Source organism: Leclercia sp. M50, from assembly GCF_037150775.1.
In the GTDB taxonomy this organism is placed as follows: Bacteria; Pseudomonadota; Gammaproteobacteria; order Enterobacterales; family Enterobacteriaceae; genus Enterobacter.
Genome location: NZ_JBBCPK010000172.1, coordinates 1 through 4,975, shown reverse-complemented (window position 1 = coordinate 4,975; position 4,975 = coordinate 1). Strand labels below are relative to the sequence as shown.

3 protein-coding genes and 1 pseudogene are annotated in these 4,975 nt (G+C 59.4%); all 4 read right to left on the bottom strand.

Going from position 1 to position 4,975, the window contains the following annotated elements; genetic code table 11:
• Positions 1-657: pseudogene (locus tag WFM46_RS22795) on the bottom strand (DNA polymerase II); the annotation flags it as partial.
• A 154-nt stretch (positions 658-811) separates the two neighbouring features.
• Positions 812-1,507 (bottom strand): L-ribulose-5-phosphate 4-epimerase, encoded by a 696-nt coding sequence (gene araD / locus WFM46_RS22790; RefSeq protein ID WP_032616482.1) that lies wholly within the window; start codon positions 1,505-1,507, stop codon positions 812-814.
• Positions 1,508-1,558: 51 nt separating this feature from the next.
• Positions 1,559-3,061: an L-arabinose isomerase gene (gene araA, locus WFM46_RS22785; protein WP_159339993.1), complete on the bottom strand. Its 1,503-nt coding sequence runs from the start codon at positions 3,059-3,061 to the stop codon at positions 1,559-1,561.
• Positions 3,062-3,071: 10 nt separating this feature from the next.
• Positions 3,072-4,781 (bottom strand): ribulokinase, encoded by a 1,710-nt coding sequence (araB, locus tag WFM46_RS22780; RefSeq protein ID WP_159339992.1) that lies wholly within the window; start codon positions 4,779-4,781, stop codon positions 3,072-3,074.
• Positions 4,782-4,975 lie beyond the last annotated feature (194 nt).

Here is a 4,975-nt window from a genome sequence, read left to right as displayed (position 1 = left end):
CGGGTCGTGCCGGGCAAACCAGGCATTCAATTTTTCGATCAGCTGCGGGCGGCTGTTGACGTACTCCAGCTGGAAATCGAGCCCCGAGGCATCGCCGTTGGCCGGGCCCAGCATATAGACAACCCGCTGGCCGCAGCCTTCGATGCCGATGCAGTACAGCTCCCCGTGCCGGGTGGTTTCAATGTCCACCGACGCCCATTTCAGGGGCGGGCGATAGTGCGGATTGGGTTTGAGACGGGCGTTGATCAGCCGTGCGCCCTGGGGCGTACCGTCCACCCAGACCGGGGCGGTGATAAAGCGCTCCATCAGAAAGCGCTCCGGGGGGCGAACATCGGCTTCGTACAGGGTCACGCCCGCCTCGCGCAGCAGCTTTTCATAACGCATCAGCTGGCGGTGGGCACGGCAGTAAAGGCCGTAAACCGGGCGACGGTGGAAATCTTTCAGCTCAAGGGGCGTCAGCCGCCAGCCGTTTTCACCCTGCAGCAGCTGGCGGGCTTTTTCGACGTCAGGCTCGGGAATAAAGGCAACGGACTCCTGGACAGGCAGGGTGACGTTTAGCGGGCCGGTATCTGTCGCCAGCCAGAATTCAACTTCGGTACCCTGGGGCGTATCTCGCCAGTGCCGGGTGAGTAAAAAGCCTTGTTGCGCCTGCGCCACGCCGTTCTCTCATAAAACAAAACCAGGCCTGATTATAGCCTGGTTAAGGGGATTTTGCTGGGGTTTTATACAGGTATGCTTTGCCGGATGGCGCTGCGCTTATCCGGCCTGGGAGACCTGTAGGCCCGGTAAGCGTAGCGCCACCGGGCGGGTTTTACTGCCCGTAATAGGCCTTCGCGCCGTGCTTACGCAGATAGTGTTTATCCAGCAACGTCTGCTGCATATCCGGCAGCTGCGGCGCCAGCTGGCGGCAGAAGATGCCCATATAGGCCACCTCTTCCAGCACGATAGCGTTATGCACCGCATCTTCAGCATTTTTACCCCACGCAAACGGGCCGTGAGAGTGAACCAACACCCCCGGCATCTGCGCGGCGTCGATACCCTGTTTCTCGAAGGTTTCAACAATCACGTTGCCGGTTTCCCACTCATACTCGCCGTTGATCTCGGCATCGGTCATCTTGCGGGTGCAGGGGATGGTGCCATAGAAGTAGTCGGCGTGGGTGGTGCCGGTCGCCGGGATCGGCTGGCCTGCCTGCGCCCAGATAGTGGCGTGACGGGAGTGAGTGTGGACGATGCCGCCGATGGACGGGAAGGCCTGATAGAGCAGGCGATGCGTTGGCGTATCGGAGGAGGGCTTTTTCTTCCCCTCAACCACTTCACCGGTGGCGATGCTCACCACCACCATATCGTCGGCAGTCATTACCCGGTAGTCGACGCCGGACGGTTTAATGACGAACACGCCTGCTTCGCGGTCCACGGCACTGACGTTGCCCCAGGTCAGGGTAACGAGATTATGTTCCGGCAGGGCGAGGTTGGCTTCAAGCACCTGACGTTTGAGATCTTCCAGCATGTATCCTCCAGGAAAAAAGGCCCGCCCTGCGGCAGGCCAAAGGTTCCCCTGTTAACGTTTTGAACCGTAGTAGACTTCGTTCCAGCGCAGCGCATCTTTAAAGGCTGGCAGACGGGTGTCGTTATCAATGACCGTCAGTTCGATATCGTGCAGTTCCGCGAACTGACGCATGTCGTTGAGATCCAGCGCATGGCTGAAGACGGTATGGTGCGCGCCACCTGCTACGATCCAGGCTTCGGAAGCGGTTGCCAGATCCGGCTGGGCTTTCCACAGGGCGTTCGCCACCGGCAGTTTCGGCAGGGAATGCGGAGTTTCAACGGCGTCGACGCAGTTCACCAGCAGGCGGAAACGATCGCCCAGATCGATCAGGCTGGCGTTAATGGCCGGACCGGTACGGGTGTTGAAGATCAGACGCGCTGGATCGGCTTTGCCGCCGATGCCGAGATGCTGAACATCGAGGATCGGTTTTTCATCCACGGCGATCGACGGGCAGACTTCCAGCATGTGCGAACCCAGCACCAGATCGTTGCCGTCCTCGAAGTGGTAGGTGTAATCCTCCATAAAGGAGGTGCCGCCCTGCAGACCGGTCGACATCACTTTCATGATGCGTAGCAGAGCGGCAGTTTTCCAGTCGCCTTCACCGGCAAAGCCGTAGCCCTGCTGCATCAGACGTTGTACCGCCAGGCCCGGAAGCTGCTTCAGGCCGTGAAGATCTTCAAAGGTGGTGGTAAAGGCATGGAAGCCGCCCTGTTCCAGGAAGCGTTTCATGCCCAGCTCAATACGGGCTGCATCCAGCACGTTCTGGCGCTTATCACCATTCACCTGTGCCGCCGCCGTCAGGCGATAGCTGCTTTCGTACTCATCCACCAGCGCATTGACGTCGCCATCGCTGATTTCATTGACGACCTGCACCAGATCGCCCACCGCCCAGGTGTTGACGGAAAAACCAAACTTGATCTGCGCGGCGACTTTATCGCCGTCCGTTACCGCCACTTCACGCATGTTGTCGCCGAAGCGCACCACTTTCAGCTGGCGGGTATCCTGCTTCGATACGGCCTGGCGCATCCAGGAACCAATCCGCTGGTGCGCCTGCTTGTCCTGCCAGTGGCCAGTGACGACAGCATGCTGCTGGCGCATACGCGCGCCGATGAAGCCGAACTCACGGCCGCCGTGCGCGGTCTGGTTCAGGTTCATAAAGTCCATATCAATGCTGTCCCACGGCAGCGCCGCGTTGAACTGGGTATGGAACTGCAGCAGCGGTTTGTTGAGGATGGAGAGGCCGTTGATCCACATCTTGGCCGGAGAGAAGGTGTGCAGCCACACCACCAGACCCGCGCATTTATCGTCGTAGTTAGCATCGCGACAGATATGGGTAATTTCATCCGGGGAGGTGCCCAGCGGCTTCAGCACCAGCTTGCACGGCAATTTTGCTTCCGCATTCAGGGCGTTTACGACATGTTCTGCGTGTTGAGTCACCTGGCGCAGGGCTTCCGGCCCATAAAGATGCTGGCTACCAATCACAAACCACACTTCATAATTATTAAAAATCGTCATTATCGTGTCCTTAATGTGTCAGGGTTGCCGTAGATTCCGGGATGTTCTTAACCGGGGCGGCGACAGGGAGATAGTGCTGCTCAGCGCTCTTCGCCCACTGCTGGTAGCGCTGATAAAGCTGTTCAAAACGTTGCGCCTGCTGCGCGCGCGGCTGCAGGGTACTTTCCACCTTGCTCGCCATATGCTGCTGCGCTGTCGGAATGTCGGTGTGTACGCCCGCCGCCACCGCCGCGAAGATCGCCGCGCCCAGGGCACAGCACTGATCCGAGGCGACAATCTGCAGCGGACGGTTCAGCACGTCGCAGCAGGCCTGCATGATCACCGGGTTCTTACGGGCGATACCGCCCAGCGCCATCACCTCATTGACGGCGATTCCCTGTTCGGTAAAGCACTCCATAATGGCGCGCGCGCCAAAGGCGGTAGCCGCTACCAGCCCGCCAAACAGCGCCGGGGCGTCGGTGGCGAGATTCAGATCGGTAATCACCCCTTTCAGGCGCTGGTTGGCATTCGGCGTACGGCGGCCGTTAAACCAGTCGAGAACGACCGGAAGATGATCGAGGGAAGGATTCTTCGCCCAGGCGTCGGTCAGCTGCGGCAGGAGCTGTTTTTTGCTCTCTGCGATCTGGGTTTTCAGTTCCGGATGGGCGGCGGCCAGTTGATCCAGCGGCCAGCCCAGCACGCGGCCAAACCAGGCGTAGATGTCGCCAAAGGCGGACTGACCCGCTTCCAATCCGATAAAGTCCGGTACCACGCTGCCGTCAACCTGGCCGCAGATACCTTTTACGGCGCGATCGCCGACGCTGGCTTTATCCGCTGTCAGGATGTCGCAGGTGGAGGTGCCGATCACTTTCACCAGTGTGTTGGGCTGTGCGCCCGCGCCGACCGCGCCCATGTGGCAGTCAAAAGCGCCGCCGGAAATGGCCACCGTCTGGGGCAGGCCCAGGCGTTCCGCCCACTCGGCGCAGAGCGTGCCGACCGGGATATCAGCGGTCCAGGTATCGGTAAAGAGCGGGTAGTCGAGGTTCTGGTTGATGATCGGGTCGAGTTCGTCAAAGAAGGCGGCAGGCGGCAGGCCACCCCAGCTTTCATGCCAGAGGGATTTGTGCCCGGCGCTACAGCGACCGCGACGGATATCCTGCGGACGGGTGGTGCCGGAGAGCAGGGCCGGAACCCAGTCACACAGCTCAATCCAGGAGACTGCCGCTTTTGCCACCTGCGGATCCTGACGGGTAACGTGCAGGATCTTCGCCCAGAACCACTCGCTGGAGTAAATGCCGCCGATGTAGCGGGAGTAGTCGTTTTTGCCTGGCTGATGGCACAAACGGGTGATGGCTTCGGCTTCTTCCACCGCGGTATGGTCTTTCCACAGCACAAACATGGCGTTCGGGTTATCGGCGAATGCCGGATGCAGTGCCAGAACGTGACCATCGGCGTCAATCGGCGCCGGGGTAGAGCCGGTGCTGTCCACGCCAATCCCGACGATCTGAGCGCGCTGCGCCTCGCTTAACTCTGCCAGCACGGTTTTGATTGCCGCTTCCATCGACTCGATATAGTCACGTGGATGATGGCGGAACTGATTGTTTGGCGCATCGCAATAGCGCCCCTCTTGCCAGCGCGGATACCACTCGACGCTGGTTGCTATCTCCTGACCCGTAGTGCATTCCACTGCCAGGGCGCGTACTGAGTCACTGCCAAAATCGAGGCCAATCGCAATTGCCATGGTGTTGCTCCATCAAAAAACAGATATGAATGAACATTAGAGAGTGAGGGGGAAAATCGTCAGGCGGGATCCGCTAATCTTATGGATGATTTTGCTGTGACATGGGAAAGTGTGACGCCGAGCAAATAATCCATGTGGACATTTCTGCCGTGGTTATAGACACTTTTGTTACCGCCGACCCGCTCGATGTTACG